15 protein-coding genes and 3 pseudogenes are annotated in these 15,061 nt (G+C 71.7%); 11 read left to right on the top strand and 7 right to left on the bottom strand.

Features of this window, described 5'->3' with window-relative positions:
• Positions 1-33 precede the first annotated feature (33 nt).
• Together QFZ58_RS05885 and QFZ58_RS05880 are read right to left on the bottom strand one after the other, a co-directional pair.
• Positions 34-165 (bottom strand): LPFR motif small protein, encoded by a 132-nt coding sequence (locus QFZ58_RS05885; RefSeq protein WP_261988152.1) that lies wholly within the window; start codon positions 163-165, stop codon positions 34-36.
• A 71-nt stretch (positions 166-236) separates the two neighbouring features.
• A complete protein-coding gene (locus QFZ58_RS05880) occupies positions 237-1,100 on the bottom strand; it encodes a hypothetical protein (RefSeq protein ID WP_307123833.1) in 864 nt (287 codons plus the stop codon).
• Positions 1,101-1,235: 135 nt separating this feature from the next.
• Between QFZ58_RS05880 and QFZ58_RS05875 the strand changes: the two are divergent.
• Positions 1,236-1,475: pseudogene (locus QFZ58_RS05875) on the top strand (DJ-1/PfpI family protein); the annotation flags it as partial.
• A 1-nt stretch (position 1,476) separates the two neighbouring features.
• Positions 1,477-1,599: pseudogene (locus tag QFZ58_RS05870) on the top strand (DJ-1/PfpI family protein); the annotation flags it as partial.
• Here the strand turns inward: QFZ58_RS05870 and QFZ58_RS05865 are convergent.
• Positions 1,586-2,395 carry an enoyl-CoA hydratase/isomerase family protein gene (locus QFZ58_RS05865; protein ID WP_307123832.1) on the bottom strand — a complete coding sequence of 270 codons (810 nt, stop codon included), beginning with the start codon at positions 2,393-2,395 and terminating at the stop codon, positions 1,586-1,588. The pseudogene QFZ58_RS05870 and the gene QFZ58_RS05865 sit on opposite strands and share 14 nt — an antisense overlap.
• A gap of 17 nt (positions 2,396-2,412) precedes the next feature.
• On the opposite strand from QFZ58_RS05865, the pseudogene QFZ58_RS05860 reads away from it, so the two are divergent.
• Both QFZ58_RS05860 and QFZ58_RS05855 read left to right on the top strand, forming a co-directional pair.
• Positions 2,413-2,664, top strand: a pseudogene (locus QFZ58_RS05860) (HdeD family acid-resistance protein); the annotation flags it as partial.
• 148 nt (positions 2,665-2,812) lie between these two features.
• Positions 2,813-3,268 carry an ATP-binding protein gene (locus QFZ58_RS05855; protein ID WP_307123831.1) on the top strand — a complete coding sequence of 152 codons (456 nt, stop codon included), beginning with the start codon at positions 2,813-2,815 and terminating at the stop codon, positions 3,266-3,268.
• Positions 3,269-3,292: 24 nt separating this feature from the next.
• Here QFZ58_RS05855 and idi read toward each other — a convergent pair whose 3' ends face one another.
• The 4 genes from idi to galE form a co-directional block, all read right to left on the bottom strand.
• Positions 3,293-3,886 carry an isopentenyl-diphosphate Delta-isomerase gene (gene idi, locus QFZ58_RS05850; protein ID WP_307123830.1) on the bottom strand — a complete coding sequence of 198 codons (594 nt, stop codon included), beginning with the start codon at positions 3,884-3,886 and terminating at the stop codon, positions 3,293-3,295.
• Between the two features lie 147 nt (positions 3,887-4,033).
• Positions 4,034-5,275 (bottom strand): bifunctional class I SAM-dependent methyltransferase/N-acetyltransferase, encoded by a 1,242-nt coding sequence (locus tag QFZ58_RS05845; protein WP_307128781.1) that lies wholly within the window; start codon positions 5,273-5,275, stop codon positions 4,034-4,036.
• A gap of 251 nt (positions 5,276-5,526) precedes the next feature.
• Positions 5,527-6,468, bottom strand: coding sequence for a cation diffusion facilitator family transporter (locus QFZ58_RS05840; RefSeq protein ID WP_307123829.1), 942 nt, complete (start codon positions 6,466-6,468; stop codon positions 5,527-5,529).
• Between the two features lie 163 nt (positions 6,469-6,631).
• Complete coding sequence (gene galE / locus QFZ58_RS05835) at positions 6,632-7,615, bottom strand: UDP-glucose 4-epimerase GalE (RefSeq protein ID WP_307123828.1); 984 nt, start codon at positions 7,613-7,615, stop codon at positions 6,632-6,634.
• Between the two features lie 307 nt (positions 7,616-7,922).
• On the opposite strand from galE, the gene QFZ58_RS05830 reads away from it, so the two are divergent.
• The 7 genes from QFZ58_RS05830 to QFZ58_RS05800 all read left to right on the top strand — a co-directional run bounded on the left by QFZ58_RS05830 (position 7,923) and on the right by QFZ58_RS05800 (position 14,911).
• A complete protein-coding gene (locus QFZ58_RS05830; RefSeq protein WP_307123827.1) occupies positions 7,923-9,680 on the top strand; it encodes a DUF5941 domain-containing protein in 1,758 nt (585 codons plus the stop codon).
• Positions 9,677-10,414, top strand: coding sequence for a phosphocholine cytidylyltransferase family protein (locus QFZ58_RS05825; RefSeq protein WP_307123826.1), 738 nt, complete (start codon positions 9,677-9,679; stop codon positions 10,412-10,414). Before QFZ58_RS05830 ends, QFZ58_RS05825 begins: the two co-directional genes overlap by 4 nt.
• On the top strand, positions 10,402-11,463 hold the full coding sequence (locus tag QFZ58_RS05820) for an iron-containing alcohol dehydrogenase family protein (protein WP_307123825.1): 1,062 nt from the start codon (positions 10,402-10,404) through the stop codon (positions 11,461-11,463). The genes QFZ58_RS05825 and QFZ58_RS05820 overlap by 13 nt, the downstream gene beginning before the upstream one ends.
• Positions 11,441-12,220, top strand: a complete 780-nt coding sequence (locus QFZ58_RS05815) for a CDP-alcohol phosphatidyltransferase family protein (RefSeq protein ID WP_307123824.1) — start codon at positions 11,441-11,443, stop codon at positions 12,218-12,220. Before QFZ58_RS05820 ends, QFZ58_RS05815 begins: the two co-directional genes overlap by 23 nt.
• Positions 12,221-12,228: 8 nt before the next feature.
• Positions 12,229-13,101: a glycosyltransferase family 2 protein gene (locus tag QFZ58_RS05810; RefSeq protein ID WP_307123823.1), complete on the top strand. Its 873-nt coding sequence runs from the start codon at positions 12,229-12,231 to the stop codon at positions 13,099-13,101.
• 102 nt (positions 13,102-13,203) lie between these two features.
• On the top strand, positions 13,204-14,133 hold the full coding sequence (locus QFZ58_RS05805; protein ID WP_307123822.1) for an ABC transporter permease: 930 nt from the start codon (positions 13,204-13,206) through the stop codon (positions 14,131-14,133).
• Positions 14,126-14,911 (top strand): ABC transporter ATP-binding protein, encoded by a 786-nt coding sequence (locus tag QFZ58_RS05800; protein ID WP_307123821.1) that lies wholly within the window; start codon positions 14,126-14,128, stop codon positions 14,909-14,911. The genes QFZ58_RS05805 and QFZ58_RS05800 overlap by 8 nt, the downstream gene beginning before the upstream one ends.
• Positions 14,912-15,061: the final 150 nt, after the last annotated feature.

Genomic DNA, 15,061 nt, shown 5'->3' with positions numbered 1-15,061 from the left:
TGACGTCGTCGGACACGGCCCCGCCGCGTCCCTCTACGCGCGCCGGGTCCTGCCGCCGCGGGAGGCGCCGCCGAACAGGCCGGCCAGGAGCCGGAAGGGCAGGGTCACCACGGTGGCCACGGCCGAACCGACGGTACTCAGAGCATTCGCGATCGCACGGAACACGGTGTGCCTCCTTCGTTCGTGGGTGTACCACGTCGCGTACTCGCTGTCGGGCGCCGTAAACGTGCCGGCGATCAGCCCTTGCCGACCAGGTCCTCGGGATACGCGCCGGCCGAGGCCGCCGCGAACAGGAAGCCGCGCCCCAGTTCCGTGAGGCGTGCCACCCCGTCCGCCCCCAGGTGCTCGTACGGCGCGGCGTCCATCCGGTCCGTCGTCTCCTCCAGGTCCGCCCTGAGCGCGGTGCCCGCGTCCGTCAACTCGCCGTCGGCGTCCAGCAGGCCGCGCCCGCGCAGCCGTTCCACGGCCGCGTCCCAGTCCGCGCGCCGCCACCCGCGGGTGGCGAGGATCCACCGGGGCGACATGCCCTTGCCGGTCGCGGTGTGGCTGACCAGGGCCTCGAGCGGGTCGAGCTCCGCGGTGACCAGCGCGGCGAGGTGGGCGTCGCCGCGGTGTTCGCGGAGCAGCGTGGTCGCGTGCCAGTACGCCAGGTGCGGCTGCTGCGGCACGGGCAGATCGGCGTGGGCGGCGTACAGCGGGCGGGCGTGCCGCGTGCAGGCCTCCGTCGCCCGCAGGGCCAGCTCCGCCGCCTCGGCCATCCCGGACGAGGCGACGGTCTCCTCGCCGAGCACCCGGCGCAGGGTCGAGTCGGCGGCCCGCAGCCGCGCCTCAAGCACCGCAGCGGGCGAGGCGATCGACCAGACCGCGGGCAGATGGCGCGCCACCAGCTCGTGGTTGAAGTTGTAGAAGGCCGCCGTGACCGCGCCCGGGCCGACGGCTCCCAGAGCGGCGCCGCGTGCGGCGAAGTAGGCGGCGCTCGGGTCCTCGATGCCGAGCTTGCCGAGCTCCTCGGCCAGGTCGGGGGAGAAGTAGACGGTCGAGTGCAGCGGGTTGAGTGCGTTGTGGCAACGGCGGCCGGCGCGCGGCGGGAGAGTGCTCATGCGCGCACGTTACCGACTGGTTAGTACGTCCGGTGACCTGGGGCGCCGTGAGGGGGGCCTCGTCCGTTGCCGTGGCAGGAAAGGTGGGGAACTCGTCATTGCGGCCATCCGCGGCCTCCGCCCAGGATGGCGGACATGAAGCAGCGATCCGTACTCGTCGTCCTCTTCGAGGGCGTCCAGAGCCTCGATGTGAGCGGTCCCGTGGAGGTCTTCGCGGGTGCCTCCCAATTCCCGGGGGTCTCCTACGAGCTGCGCACCGCCTCGCTGGACGGTTCGCCCGTCCGCACGTCGAGCGGTCTGACGCTGGTCCCCGACGGCGCTCTGGAGGACGCCGCGGAGTTCGGCACGCTCCTCGTGCCCGGCAGCCCCGGCACCCCAGTCCGTCCAGCTGCTGACCGAGTACGACCCGCAGCCGCCTTACGACGCCGGATCGCCCGAGAAGGCGCCGGCGGCACTCGTCGAGGAATGGCGTGCCAGGAGCCGCTTCATCCTGCGGTAGGGGAGTCACCGGCGGGCGGGGCCGCCCAGGTGAAGCGGGGCGCCCGGCGCTCCAGGAAGGCGGCGGCACCCTCCGCGGTGTCGCCGCTGCCCCGCGCCTGCCGCGCCCAGTGGCCGTCCCGGTCCTCACGGCCGTCGGCGAACTCCTTGGCCGCTGCCTGGGTCAGCCGGGAGCGCACGGCGAGTACCCGCGCGAACGCCCGCACCCGGTCGTCGAGCCCGCCCGCCGGCAGCACCTCGTCCACCAGCCCGGTGCGCAGGGCGCGCTCCGTCCCGATCAGCTCCCCCGAGAAGAGCAGGTACTTCGCCGTCGCCGGCCCGACCAGCGAGACCAGCCGACGGGTGGAGGACGAGGGGTAGACGATCCCCAGCTTGGCCGGGGTGACCCCGAACGAGGCGCCCTCCTCGGCGAAGCGGAGGTCACAGGCGGCAGCGAGCTGGCTGCCGCCGCCGACGCAGTACCCGCGCACGGCGGCGAGGGTCGGCAGTGCGAACGCCGCCAAGGCCTCCTCGGCCCGGACGGCGAGCTCCTGCGGCCGGCCGCCGGGGTCCCGGAGCGAGGCGATGTCCGCGCCGGCGCAGAAGGTGTCCCCGGCGCCGGTGAGCACCAGCATCCGTACCGAGCGGTCGGCGGCCAGCCGGTCCAGGAGGCCGGGCAGCGCCCGCCACATGCCGGCGGTCATCGCGTTGCGCTTGGCCGGGTTGCTGATGACGACGGTGGCGACGCCGTCCGCGACCGTGTGCTCCAGCCGCGGTTCCGTCCGGGACGCCGGCTCCGCCCGTGACAGGGGGTCCATGCGCCGGATGCTATCCGTTCCGGCCGGCCGGCAGCGTCGTCGTACGGGGACCGCGGGTCCGGCCGGACGCTGCTGCAGGGGCCTTCGGGCTGCTGCCGGGGCGGCCGGTGCTCGTCCACCGGCCGCACAGCAGCCTCTGAGCGCTCGGCTGCTTCCCTTCGCCGGCCCTGCTGTTCGACGGGCTCGGGCTGATCGCCACCGGGATCGGCGGCCGCCGCATCGTCAGCCTGGTGGCGGACCGGATGACGCCCGAAGCGGACGAGAAGTAGTCCAATCACCTGACGCTGTCATACCCATCCAGTCATTTTCCCTCTATAACTGACCACTTGTGGTCATGGGCGAGGGCTGGACCACGCTGTTCCCGACACTCGTTACCCGATGGTCAGCGATGTGCGAGTCGAGAGCGGGTGTCGGTCCATGGAGAGCCGCGGGAGTGTTCCGGCCCATCCAGTGCCGTACGAGGGTGTGTGGCGGTTCACCGCCCCCGCCGTCGACGCCTCGGTGCCGCAGGCCCGGCACGCGGTACGTGACCTGCTGCACCGGCAGGGCGTACCCGTCGACGACGACATCCTCCAGGGCGTGCTCCTGATCGTGTCCGAGCTGGTCACCAACGCGGTCAAGCACGCGGCGCTGCTGTCGCCCGAGCTCGCCGTCGAGGTGGCGATCGGGGCGGAGTGGATCAGGGTCTGCGTCGAGGACAACCACCCCTACCGCCCCACGGCGCTGGTCACGGACTACGGGCAGACGGGCGGCCGCGGGCTACTGCTCGTCCGGGAGATCACCGCCGAGGCGGGCGGCACCTGTGACGTGGAGCACACGGCCGGCGGCGGAAAGATCATCTGGGCGGCGCTGCCCCTGACGTCGCAGCTCTGACCGCCCGGCGTCCGCCGCGCGGTGTCACCAGCCCGCCGAGGGTCCCGTCAGCTCCCTGATCGCCGGCCGCGCCGCGTCCAGCACCGTCATGAACCACGCCGAGAACGGTGCGACGGCATGGCGATCGGCCAGCTCGCCGGCGGTGACGAATGCCGTCTCACCGACCTCCTCCGCGTCCGGCCGCAGCTGCTCCTGCGCCATCCCGACGAACAGATGGTTGAACTCCTGCTCGACCAGCCCCGAGACCGGATCGGGGTGGTTGTAGCGGACCGTGCCGGCCTCGGCGAGCAGCGAGGGCGAGATCCCCAGCTCCTCGTACGTACGCCGGGCCGCCGCAGCGAAGGGCGCCTCGCCCGGGTACGGATGACCGCAGCAGGTGTTCGACCAGACACCGGGGGAGTGGTACTTGCCCAGTGCGCGGCGCTGCAGCAGCAGGCGCCCCCGCTCGTCGAAGAGGAAGACGGAGAAGGCCCGGTGCAGCTGGCCCGGCGCCTGGTGGGCAGCGAGCTTCTCCGCGGTACCGACGGTGGTGCCGTCCTCGTCGACCAGTTCGAGCATGATCGCTTCTGCTGTGCCGTTCGACGAGCTGTGCGCCGCGGTGGCTGGTGTGGTCGGCATACCCATCCTTCGCTTCGGTTCCCGGCCTCGTGCGCCGGACCCCCTCGAGTGCGGTCAAGTCTGCCGTACAAAAGCCGCTTGTCCGCACTACGGGTGCTGGCATGTCCGCCCCGCCGCACCACGGGGCGCGGCGGGGCGGACACCGCGTCAGACTCCGAAGGCCGCCGGATACCGGATCATGCCCGTCGGCACCGGAACGGAATCGTCCAGCACCAGCGCCATCATCGCCTCGTCGGGAACCTCGAAGCCGGGCACGATACCGAAGCGCGACGCCGGTACGAAGCCGAAGGCCGGGTAGTACCCCGGATGCCCGAGGACCAGGACGAGCGACTCACCCCGCACCCGGGCCGCGTCCAGCACGGCCCGCACCACCGCACGGCCCGCGCCCCGGCCCTGATGACCGGGGGCCGTCGCCACCGGCGCCAGTGCGAGCGCCGGCGCGTCCCCGACCCGGCAGCGGGTCAGCAGGGCATGGGCGGCGACGGAGCCGTCCGGGGCCTCGGCCACGTACGACAGGCCGGGCAGCCAGGCGCCGTCGTCGGCGCGCAGCGCGTCCACGAGGGCGGTCTCGGCGTGCGTCGGGAACGCCGAGGCGACGACGTCCCGCACCGCCTCGCGGTCGGCGGCCCTCTCCGGTCGGGTCCGCCAGCCGGGGTCCACCGGCCGCAGTACGAATCCGGCGTAGCCGTACTCCGCCCCGTACTCACGGCGTACCGCCAGCTCCTCACGCGTGGCCGCGAGCGCCGCCTCCATCCCCGGAGCCGCCGGGTCGGCCGCCGCGACCCTTTCGGAGAGCGGGAGGTAGTACTCGTCCCAGTCGCTGTCGGGCTGGATCAGCACGCCCAGGACATGGCAGCCCGCGGCCACGGCGGCCGCGGCGTTGTCCACGACCGGACGCAGCGCTGCGTGCCGGTCCCAGAAGGAGCGGGCCCCGGCGGACGGGGCATCGGTGGTCCAGACGCACTCGGTGATCACCATGGAGCCGCCGGGAACGAGGAACCGCTGCCAGTCACGCAACGCGGTGTCGAACCCGATGATGTACGCCGAGCCCTCGGCCCAGACCAGGTCGAAGGAGGCCTCGGCGAACAGGGGGCCGGTGAGATCGGCCATGTCGGCCCTGACGGTGCGGACGCGGTCGCCGAGCCCGCGGGCGTCGGCGGCCTCCCGCAGCTCGTCGAGGAACGGCTGGTGCAGGTCCACCGCCGTCACCTCGGCGCCCGCCTCCGCGGCGAGCAACAGGGCGGCCCGTCCCGGGCCGCAGCCCAGGTCGAGGACGCGCGGACGGGCCGGCTGAGGGCCGGCGAGAGCGAGCAGCCGCCGCGTGGTGGCGTCGGAGCCCGGGCTCTGCCTGGGCAGAGCGTGGTGCAGTGCGAAGAACGCGTCGATCATGTGGTCGGACAACGTGGGAAACCCTTTGGGTGAGAGGGCCCCGGGCCGACGCCGCGACGTGAGAGCGGCCGAGTGGCTAGCCGGGAACCCGGAGGACGAGGAAGGGCCGCTTGCTGCGCGGGGCAGCGGTCGTGGCGACAGTCATCACCCTCAGCTCCTCTTCTCGGACCGGGTACGGGTTCCACCGCGCACCGGCACGGGCTCGTGCACGGATCTACGGCGAGGACCCTAGCACCGGCCGGCCCGCCGGCTCAGTGGCAGAGCCGTGCCTCGTGCGCGGCGTGCCCGCTCGGCTCCAGCTGGAAGGTGCAGTGCTCGACGTCGAAGTGATGGCCCAGGCAGCCCTGCAGCTCGTGCAGCAGCTTCTCGTGCCCGATCGAGTCCAGCATCTCCTGCTGCACGACCACGTGCGCGGACAGCACCGGCATCCCCGAGGTGATCGTCCAGGCGTGCAGGTCGTGGACGTCGAGCACGCCCGGCAGGGCCGTGATGTGGGCGCGTACCTCGTCCATGTCGACCCCCTCGGGCGCCGCCTCGAGCAACACGTCGAGCGTCTCCCGCAGGAGCCTGACCGTACGGGGCACGATCATGAGGCCGATGAGGAGCGAGGCGATCGGATCGGCGGCCTGCCAGCCCGTGGCCATGATGATGCCCGCCGCCACCAGCACGGTCACGGAACCGAGGGTGTCCGCGACGACCTCGAGGTAGGCGCCCCGCACGTTGAGGCTGTCGCGCTGCCCGCGCATCAGCAGGGACAGGGAGACGACGTTGGCGACCAGACCCACGGCGGCGAACACGATGGCCAGGCCGCCCCGGGTCTCGGCCGGGGTGACGAAACGGTCGACGGCCTCGAAGACCAGGTAGCCGCCGACGCCCAGGAGCAGCAGACAGTTGGCCAGTGCCGCGAGGATCTCCGCACGGGCGAAGCCGAAGGTGCGGTTGGGGCCCGAGGGTCTGTTGGCGAAATGGATGGCGAGCAGCGCCATGCCGAGGCCCAGCGCGTCGGTCGCCATGTGGGCCGCGTCCGCGATCAGGGCCAGGGAGTCGGCGAGCAGCCCGCCGACGATCTCCATGACCGTGACGCCGAGCGTGATGCCCAGGGCGACCCGGAGCCGGCCCCGGTACGCGGCGGCGGCCGTTCCCGTCGGCGGCGGTCCTGCGTGCGTGTGCCCGTGATCGTGGCCGACCCCCATGAGAACGCCTCCGCAACGCGTCGCCGCGTCGGGCGCAGATCGCCCGACCGTGCCAGTCAACTACGGGCGGGGGGTATCGGGCAACACGGCACTGAACACCGTTGTCATCTGTTCTGACCTGGGGAAACGTATGCAGGTCACAGTCTGGGCGCCGGGACGCCGCTCAGCGGGCGCGCGCCTCGGGGTGGTGCAGGCGCCAGCCCTCCCACGCCGACTCGACCATGTCCCGCACGCCGAGCCGGGCCGTCCAGCCCAGCTCCTCGGCCATCCGTGCGGACGACGCCACGGCCTTGGCCGCGTCCCCGGGCCTGCGCGGCTCGATCACGGGCTCTGCGGGCAGTCCGGTGATCTCCCCCACCAGAGCGGCGAGCTCGCGCACGGAGACCCCCTCACCCCGGCCGATGTTCAGCGTCAGGTCCTCGCCCGGCGCCCGCCCCGTCAGCTCCCGGGCCACGGCAAGATGTGCGTCGGCGAGATCGGCGACGTGGATGTAGTCGCGGACGCAGGTCCCGTCGGGCGTCGGGTAGTCGTCACCGAAGATCCGGGGCGCCTCGCCGCGCGTCAGCCGGTCGAAGAACATCGGCACGACGTTGTGGACGCCCGTGTCGGACAACTCGGGCTCGGCGGTCCCGGCCACGTTGAAGTACCGCAGGCAGGCCGTGGTGAGGCCGTGCGCCCGCCCCGTCGCCCGCACCAGCAACTCCCCGGCCAGCTTGGTCTCGCCGTACGGGTTGATCGGCGCGCACGGAGTGGCCTCGTCGATGAGTTCCGCGTCCGGCACCCCGTACACCGCGGCCGACGAGGAGAGGACGAACCGCTTCACACCGGCCGCGACCACGGCCTCCAGCAGGACGCCGAGCCCGCTCACGTTCTCCCGGTAGTACAGCAGCGGCTTCTCGACGGACTCGCCGACCTGCTTCTTCGCCGCGAGATGCACCACACCCGTCACCGCGTGCTCCGCCAGGACCCGGTCGAGCAGCCCGCGGTCGGAGGCCGAGCCGCGCACCAGCGGGACGTCCGCCGGCAGCCGCTCCTCGATGCCCGTGGACAGGTCGTCGAGCACGACGACCCGCTCCCCGGCGCCCGTCATGGCCTTCGCCACATGTGCCCCGATATAACCCGCTCCGCCTGTGATCAACCACGTCATACCCGTCACCCTATGCGCTCACCGGACGCGGTTTGTGGGGCGAGGCGTTGATCGACGATGATGATCGCGAACGGCGCCGCATGATGATCGCTTCGCCCGAACGGAGCACAAACGGGTGGTGAACTCGGTCTTCCGTTCATCCGATAGCCTCAGCCGATGCGCCGCCCGGTCCGCCTCCGGACCGCTACCGTCGCGCGCCGTTCCGTCAGCACCCAAGGAGTGAGTTCGTCTGTCGACCGCCATCCTCACCGGTGCGCCGGTACCCGGATCGTCGCTCGAGGACGATCTGCGGTCGCTCGGTTTCGACGTGACCGCCGCCGCCGACGCCACCGAGGCCGCCGAGCTGCTCGCTGCGGTCCCCCTCGACCAGCGCGTCGCGCTCGTCGACCCGCGGTTCGTCGGGCACGTCCACGCCCTCCGGCTCGGACTGACCGACCCCCGCTTCGCCGCCGCCGCCCTACCCGGCGCCCTCACAGCACAGCCCGAGGCCCGGGGCGCGCTGCTGCGCGCCCTGCGACGGGCCGTCGTCGCCGTCGGTGCCGGAAGCCCCGTCGCGCCGCCGGGCGCGGAGCCCGTCGCCGAGGACCGCACGGTGCCCGGCCGGCTGGCCGTGGCCCTGGACGCCGAGGGCACCGCGGTGCAGCGCCCCGAACTCGGTTCGCTCACCGCCGCGGTACCCACCGACCCCGAGGGCCGCGACGCCGCACGGGCCGCCGTGGACGCCGTGGACGACGAGGCCGTACGGCTGCGCAGCGCCGTGAAGGCCCACGACGGTTTCTTCACCACCTACTTCATCAGCCCGTACTCCCGCTACATCGCCCGCTGGTGCGCCCGCCGGGGTCTCACCCCCAACCAGGTCACCACCGCCTCGCTGATCACCGCCCTCGTCGCGGCCGGCAGCGCGGCGACCGGCACCCGCGGCGGCTACGTCGCGGCCGGTGTGCTCCTGCTCCTCTCCTTCGTCCTGGACTGCACCGACGGGCAGCTCGCCCGGTACTCCCTGCAGTACTCCACGATGGGCGCCTGGCTGGACGCCACCTTCGACCGGGCCAAGGAGTACGCGTACTACGCGGGCCTCGCCCTCGGTGCGGCCCGCGGCGGCAGCGACGACGTGTGGACCCTCGCGCTGGGCGCGATGGTGCTCCAGGCCTGCCGCCACGTCGTCGACTTCTCCTTCAACGAGGCCAATCACGACGCGGTCTCCAACACGAGCCCCACCGCCGCGCTCTCCGACAAGCTCGACAGCGTCGGCTGGACGGTCTGGCTGCGCCGGATGATAGTGCTGCCCATCGGTGAACGCTGGGCCATGATCGCCGTACTGACCGCGGCCACCACACCCCGCGTCGTCTTCTGCGCCCTGCTCATCGGCTGCTCGCTGGCGGCCTGCTACACCACGGCCGGGCGGCTGCTGCGCTCACTCACCCGCAAGGCGCGGCGCACCGACCGCGCGGCCCGGGCGCTGGCCGACCTCGCCGACTCCGGACCGCTCGCGCAGGCCGTCGCCGCTGTGGTCCGCCGCCCCGGCGGCGGCTTCACGGCCCCGCTGACGGCACTGCTCGCGAGCCTGCTGATGGTCGCCGCGGCACTGTTCACCCCGTACGGCGGATGGCTCGTCGTGGGCGCGGCAGCCGTGTACACCGTCCTGGCCGGCCTCGCGGTCTCCCGCCCGCTCAAGGGCGCGCTCGACTGGCTCGTGCCCCCGTTCTTCCGGGCCGCCGAGTACTGCACGGTCCTCGTCCTGGCGGCCCGCAGTGAGGTGCCGCACGCCGTTCCCGCGGCATTCGGCCTGGTCTCGGCGGTCGCCTACCATCACTACGACACGGTCTACCGCATCCGGGGCGGCACCGGTGCGCCGCCCCAGTGGCTGGTGCGCACCATCGGCGGACACGAGGGCCGGACGCTCGTCGTGGCCGTACTCGCCGCCGTGCTGATCCGGAGCCCGGAGCTCACCACGGCTCTCACCGCGCTCGCGGTGGCCGTGGCTCTGGTGGTGCTCGTGGAGTCCATCCGCTTCTGGGTGTCCTCCTCGGCGCCCGCTGTTCACGACGAAGGAGAACTCGCATGATCGGCCTCGTACTGGCTGCCGGTGCCGGACGCCGTCTGCGTCCTTACACGGACACGCTCCCCAAGGCCCTGGTGCCGGTGGACGGCGAGAAGACGGTCCTGGACCTGACGCTGGCCAACTTCGCCGAGGTCGGGCTCACCGAGGTCGCGGTCGTCGTGGGCTACCGCAAGGAGGCCGTCTACGCCCGCAAGGCGGAGTTCGAGGCGACGTACGGCGTGGAGCTGACGCTCATCGACAACGACAAGGCCGAGGAGTGGAACAACGCCTACTCCCTGTGGTGCGCGCGTGAGGTCCTGAAGCAGGGCGTCATCCTCGCCAACGGCGACACCGTGCACCCCGTCTCCGTCGAGAAGACCCTCCTGGACGCCCGCGGCAAGGGCCAGAAGATCATCCTCGCCCTCGACACGGTGAAGAACCTCGCCGACGAGGAGATGAAGGTCATCACCGACGGTGACAAGGGTGTGCGGCGCATCACCAAGCTGATGGACCCGGCCACCGCGACCGGCGAGTACATCGGCGTCACGCTGATCGAGCCCGAGGCGGCCGAGGAACTCGCCGACGCGCTGAGGACCACCTTCGAGCGGGACCCCGACCTGTACTACGAGGACGGTTACCAGGAGCTCGTGAACCGTGGCTTCACCGTCGACGTGGCCCCCATCGGCGACGTGACCTGGGTCGAGATCGACAACCACGACGACCTCGCCCGCGGCAGGGAGATCGCGTGCCGGTACTGACCCGCCTCATCCCGTCCCCCGTCGTCGTCGACATCCGGCGCGGCGCCATGGACGACCTGGCCGGTCTCCTCGCCGACCAGCGGATCTCCTCCTCGGGCAAGCTCGCCATCGCGATCAGCGAGGGTTCCGGGCGCGCCCTGCGCGAGCGGCTCGCCCCCGTGCTGCCGGGAGCCGACTGGTACTCCGTCACCGACGGCACGATCGACTCCGCGGTGCGCCTGGCCGACGGCATCAAGGGGAACCGGTACGACGCCCTCGTCGGCCTCGGCGGCGGCAAGATCATCGACGTGGCGAAGTACGCCGCCGCGCGCGTGGGCATGCCCATGGTCGCCGTCGCGACGAACCTCTCCCACGACGGGCTCTGCTCCCCGGTCGCGACGCTGGACAACGACAACGGACGCGGCTCCTACGGGGTCCCCACCCCGATCGCGGTCGTCATCGACCTCGACGTGATCCGCGAGGCGCCCGCACGGTACGTGCGTTCGGGCGTCGGGGACGCGGTCTCCAACATCTCCTGCGTCGCCGACTGGGAGCTCGCGCACGACGAGCGGGGCGAGGAGATCGACGGACTCGCGGCGGCCATGGCCCGGCAGGCCGGCGAGGCCGTGCTGCGCCACCCCGGCGGGGTCGGTGACGACGCCTTCCTCAAGGTGCTGGCCGAGGGGCTCGTCCTGACGGGCATCTCCATGTCGGTCGCCGGGGACTCCAGGCCCGCCTCGGGCGCCTGCCACGAGATCAACCACGCCTTCGACCTGCTGTACCCGAAGCGCGCGGCCAGCCACGGCGAACAGGTCGGCCTCGGCGCCTGCTTCGCCATGCACCTGCGCGGCGCGCGCGCGGACGCGCTCCACATGGCGTCCGTACTGCGACGCCACGGACTGCCCGTCCTGGCCGACGAGATCGGCTTCACCACCGACGAGTTCGTGCGGGCCGTCGAGTACGCCCCGCAGACGCGCCCGGGACGCTTCACGATCCTGGAACACCTCAACCTGTCCACCGACCAGATCAGGGACGCGTACGCCGACTATGCACAAGCCATCCATAGCTGAACTCCGCCCGGTCGTGCACCCTGCGGGCGTGAAGGACCGGCGCAGCGGCGAGCACTGGGCGGGTCGGCTCTACATGCGCGAGATCTCGCTGCGCGTCGACCGCCACCTGGTGAACACCAAGGTCACCCCCAACCAGCTGACTTATGTGATGACCGTCGCGGGCGCGCTCGCCGCGCCCGCCCTGCTCGTCCCGGGGATCCCCGGTGCGCTGCTCGGCGTCCTCATGGTCCAGCTCTACCTGCTGCTCGACTGCGTCGACGGTGAAGTGGCCCGCTGGAAGAAGCAGTTCTCGATGGGCGGGGTGTACCTGGACCGGGTGGCCGCCTATCTGTGCGACGCGGCGGTACTGGTCGGCTTCGGCCTGCGTGCCGCCGACCTGTGGGGACCGGGACGCATCGACTGGCTGTGGGCCTTCCTGGGCACGCTCGCCGCGCTCGGCGCCATCCTGGTCAAGGCCGAGACCGACCTCGTCGGGGTCGCCCGGCACCAGGGCGGGCTGCCGCCGGTCAAGGAGGCCGCGTCCGAGCCGCGCTCCTCCGGCATGGCGTTCGCCCGCCGGGCCGCCGGCGCGCTCAAGTTCCACCGGCTGATCCTCGGCATCGAGGCGTCGCTGGTCGTCCTGGTGGCCGCCGTCGTCGACGTGGTCAGGGACGACCTGTTCTTCAGCCGTCTCGCCGTCGCGGTACTGGCCGGCATCGCCCTGCTCCAGACCGTCCTGCACCTGGTGTCGATCCTGGCGTCCAGCAGGCTGAAGTGAGTCATGTCATGAAACTCGGCGCTGTCATCATCACCATGGGCAACCGGCCCGACGAGCTGCGTGCCCTCCTCGACTCGGTCGCGGGGCAGGAGGGCGACCGGATCGAGGTCGTCGTCGTCGGCAACGGCGCCCCGGTTCCCGACGTCCCCGCGGGCGTGCGGACGGTGGAACTGCCCGAGAACCTGGGCATCCCCGGCGGCCGCAACGTCGGTATCGAGGCCTTCGGCCCCTCCGGCGCCGACGTGGACGCCCTGCTCTTCCTCGACGACGACGGGCTGCTGCCGAACTCCGACACCGCCGAGCTCTGCCGGCAGGCGTTCGGCGCCGACCCGAAGCTCGGCATCATCACCTTCCGCATCGCCGACCCGGACACCGGAGCCACCCAGCGCCGGCACGTGCCGCGGCTGCGGGCCTCCGACCCGATGCGCTCCTCCCGGGTGACGACGTTCCTCGGTGGCGCCAACGCGGTGCGCACCCAGGTGATCGCCGAGGTCGGCCCGCTCCCCGCGGACTTCTTCTACGCGCACGAGGAGACCGACCTCGCCTGGCGAGCCCTGGACGCCGGCTGGATGATCGACTACCGCGCGGACATGGTGCTCAACCACCCCACCACCGCTCCCTCGCGGCACGCGGTCTACCACCGCATGGTCGCCCGCAACCGGGTCTGGCTCGCCCGCCGGAACCTTCCCGTGCCGCTGGTCCCCGTCTACCTCGGGGTGTGGATGCTGCTCACACTGGTGCGCAAGCCGTCCCTGCCCGCGCTGAAGGCCTGGTTCGGGGGGTTCCGGGAGGGGTGGGCGAAGCCCTGCGGGCCCCGGCGTCCGATGAGGTGGCGTACGGTGTGGCGGCTGACCAGACTGGGCCGACCACCCGTGATCTGAGAGGCTTCCCTCTGAGACCATGAGCCGTATTCATCCGTACGGGGAACCTGTCCGCCCTCGGCCGTGCCCGGCTGCGCATTGTGAAGACGAGAGTTCTGACTTGTGAGTGACACGACCCACAACGGCGGGCTTGCGCTGAGCCCCCCGCCGTCCGCCGACGAGGGACTGAGCGCCTCCCGGCTGGCCGCCAAGTACGGCCTGACGGTCAGCGGTGCCCGGCCCGGGCTGTTCGCGTACATCCGGCAGCTCTGGGGCCGCCGCCACTTCATCCTGGCGTTCTCCAGGGCCAAGCTGACCGCCCAGTACAGCCAGGCCAAGCTCGGCCAGCTGTGGCAGGTGGCCACACCACTGCTGAACGCCCTGGTGTACTTCCTGATCTTCGGGATCATCCTCGGCACCAAGAAGGGGATGTCCCAGGAGGTCTTCATCCCGTTCCTGGTGACGGGCGTCTTCGTCTTCACCTTCACCCAGAACTCGGTCATGGCGGGGGTGCGGTCCATCTCCAACAACCTGGGCCTGGTCCGCGCCCTGCACTTCCCCCGCGCCTCCCTGCCGATCTCGTTCTCGCTGCAGCAGCTCCAGCAGCTTCTGTTCTCGATGATCGTCCTGGTCGCGGTCGCGGTGGGCTTCGGCAGCTACCCGGCGCTCTCCTGGCTGCTGGTCGTGCCTGCACTGGCGCTGCAGTTCCTCTTCAACAGCGGCCTGGCGCTGATCATGGCCCGGCTGGGCAGCAAGACCCCGGACCTCGCGCAGCTGATGCCGTTCGTCATGCGCACCTGGATGTACGCCTCGGGCGTCATGTTCTCCATCCCGGTGATGCTGGCGGACAAGCCGCAGTGGATCGCCGACGTGCTGCAGTACAACCCGGCGGCCATCTACATGGACCTGGTCCGCTTCGCGCTGATCGACGGCTACGGCTCCGAGAACCTGCCGCAGCACGTCTGGGCCGTCGGCATCGCCTGGTCGCTCGTGGTGGGCGTCCTGGGCTTCGTGTACTTCTGGAAGGCAGAGGAACGGTACGGCCGTGGCTGAGGAAACGTCCCAGGGACACATCCCCACCGTGATCGCGGACGAGGTGCACATCGTGTACCGGGTCAACGGCACGGGCGGGGGCAAGGGCAGCGCCACGGCGGCGCTGAGCCGGATGGTGCGGCGTGGCAAGGGCGAGCCGCGCGGCGTCCGCAAGGTGCACGCGGTGCGGGGGGTCTCCTTCACCGCCTACCGGGGCCAGGCGATCGGTCTCATCGGCACCAACGGCTCCGGCAAGTCCACGCTGCTGCGGGCCATCGCCGGACTGCTGCCGACGGAGTCGGGCAGGGTCTACACGGACGGCCAGCCGTCGCTGCTGGGCGTCAACGCCGCACTGATGAGCGATCTGACCGGTGAGCGCAACGTGGTGCTCGGCGGCCTCGCCATGGGGATGAGCCGCGAGGAGATCCGCGCGCGCTACCAGGACATCGTGGACTTCTCGGGGATCAACGAGAAGGGCGACTTCATCACGCTGCCGATGCGCACGTACTCCTCCGGCATGGCGGCGCGGCTGCGCTTCTCGATCGCGGCGGCCAAGAACCACGACGTCCTCATGATCGACGAGGCGCTCGCCACCGGTGACCGCAAGTTCCGGGTCCGCTCCGAGGAGCGGATCCGTGAGCTGCGCAAGGAGGCGGGCACCGTCTTCCTCGTCAGCCACAACAACACGACGATCAGGGAGACCTGCGACCGCGTGCTGTGGCTGGAGAAGGGCGAGCTCCTGATGGACGGTCCCACCGAAGAGGTGCTCAAGGCCTACGAGCGGGAGACCGGGAAGTAGGCCGTCGCTTTCCCGTGGCCCCCGCCGGAGCACTGCGGCGGGGGCCACGGCGATGTGAGGGGCCGTGGAGTACGGCAGGCGCGGTAGGAGACCGGAGAAGCCATCTCCTCCCGTCGGATGACGTCAATCAGTGGTGACCCGGGGAAGGTT

Source organism: Streptomyces sp. B1I3 (genome assembly GCF_030816615.1).
Lineage (GTDB): Bacteria > Actinomycetota > Actinomycetes > Streptomycetales > Streptomycetaceae > Streptomyces.
The sequence above is the reverse complement of the archived record's forward strand: the minus strand, read 5'-3'. Positions and strand labels throughout refer to the sequence as shown.

Excerpts from the sequence above, each read along its gene's own strand:
- QFZ58_RS05880 (WP_307123833.1), bottom strand. The coding sequence starts at position 1,100 with ATGAGCACTCTCCCGCCGCGCGCCGGCCGCCGTTGCCACAACGCACTC.
- QFZ58_RS05865 (WP_307123832.1), bottom strand. The coding sequence starts at position 2,395 with ATGGACCCCCTGTCACGGGCGGAGCCGGCGTCCCGGACGGAACCGCGG.
- QFZ58_RS05855 (WP_307123831.1), top strand. The coding sequence starts at position 2,813 with ATGGAGAGCCGCGGGAGTGTTCCGGCCCATCCAGTGCCGTACGAGGGT.
- idi (WP_307123830.1), bottom strand. The coding sequence starts at position 3,886 with ATGCCGACCACACCAGCCACCGCGGCGCACAGCTCGTCGAACGGCACA.
- QFZ58_RS05845 (WP_307128781.1), bottom strand. The coding sequence starts at position 5,275 with ATGATCGACGCGTTCTTCGCACTGCACCACGCTCTGCCCAGGCAGAGC.
- QFZ58_RS05840 (WP_307123829.1), bottom strand. The coding sequence starts at position 6,468 with ATGGGGGTCGGCCACGATCACGGGCACACGCACGCAGGACCGCCGCCG.
- galE (WP_307123828.1), bottom strand. The coding sequence starts at position 7,615 with ATGACGTGGTTGATCACAGGCGGAGCGGGTTATATCGGGGCACATGTG.
- QFZ58_RS05825 (WP_307123826.1), top strand. The coding sequence starts at position 9,677 with ATGATCGGCCTCGTACTGGCTGCCGGTGCCGGACGCCGTCTGCGTCCT.
- QFZ58_RS05815 (WP_307123824.1), top strand. The coding sequence starts at position 11,441 with ATGCACAAGCCATCCATAGCTGAACTCCGCCCGGTCGTGCACCCTGCG.
- QFZ58_RS05810 (WP_307123823.1), top strand. The coding sequence starts at position 12,229 with ATGAAACTCGGCGCTGTCATCATCACCATGGGCAACCGGCCCGACGAG.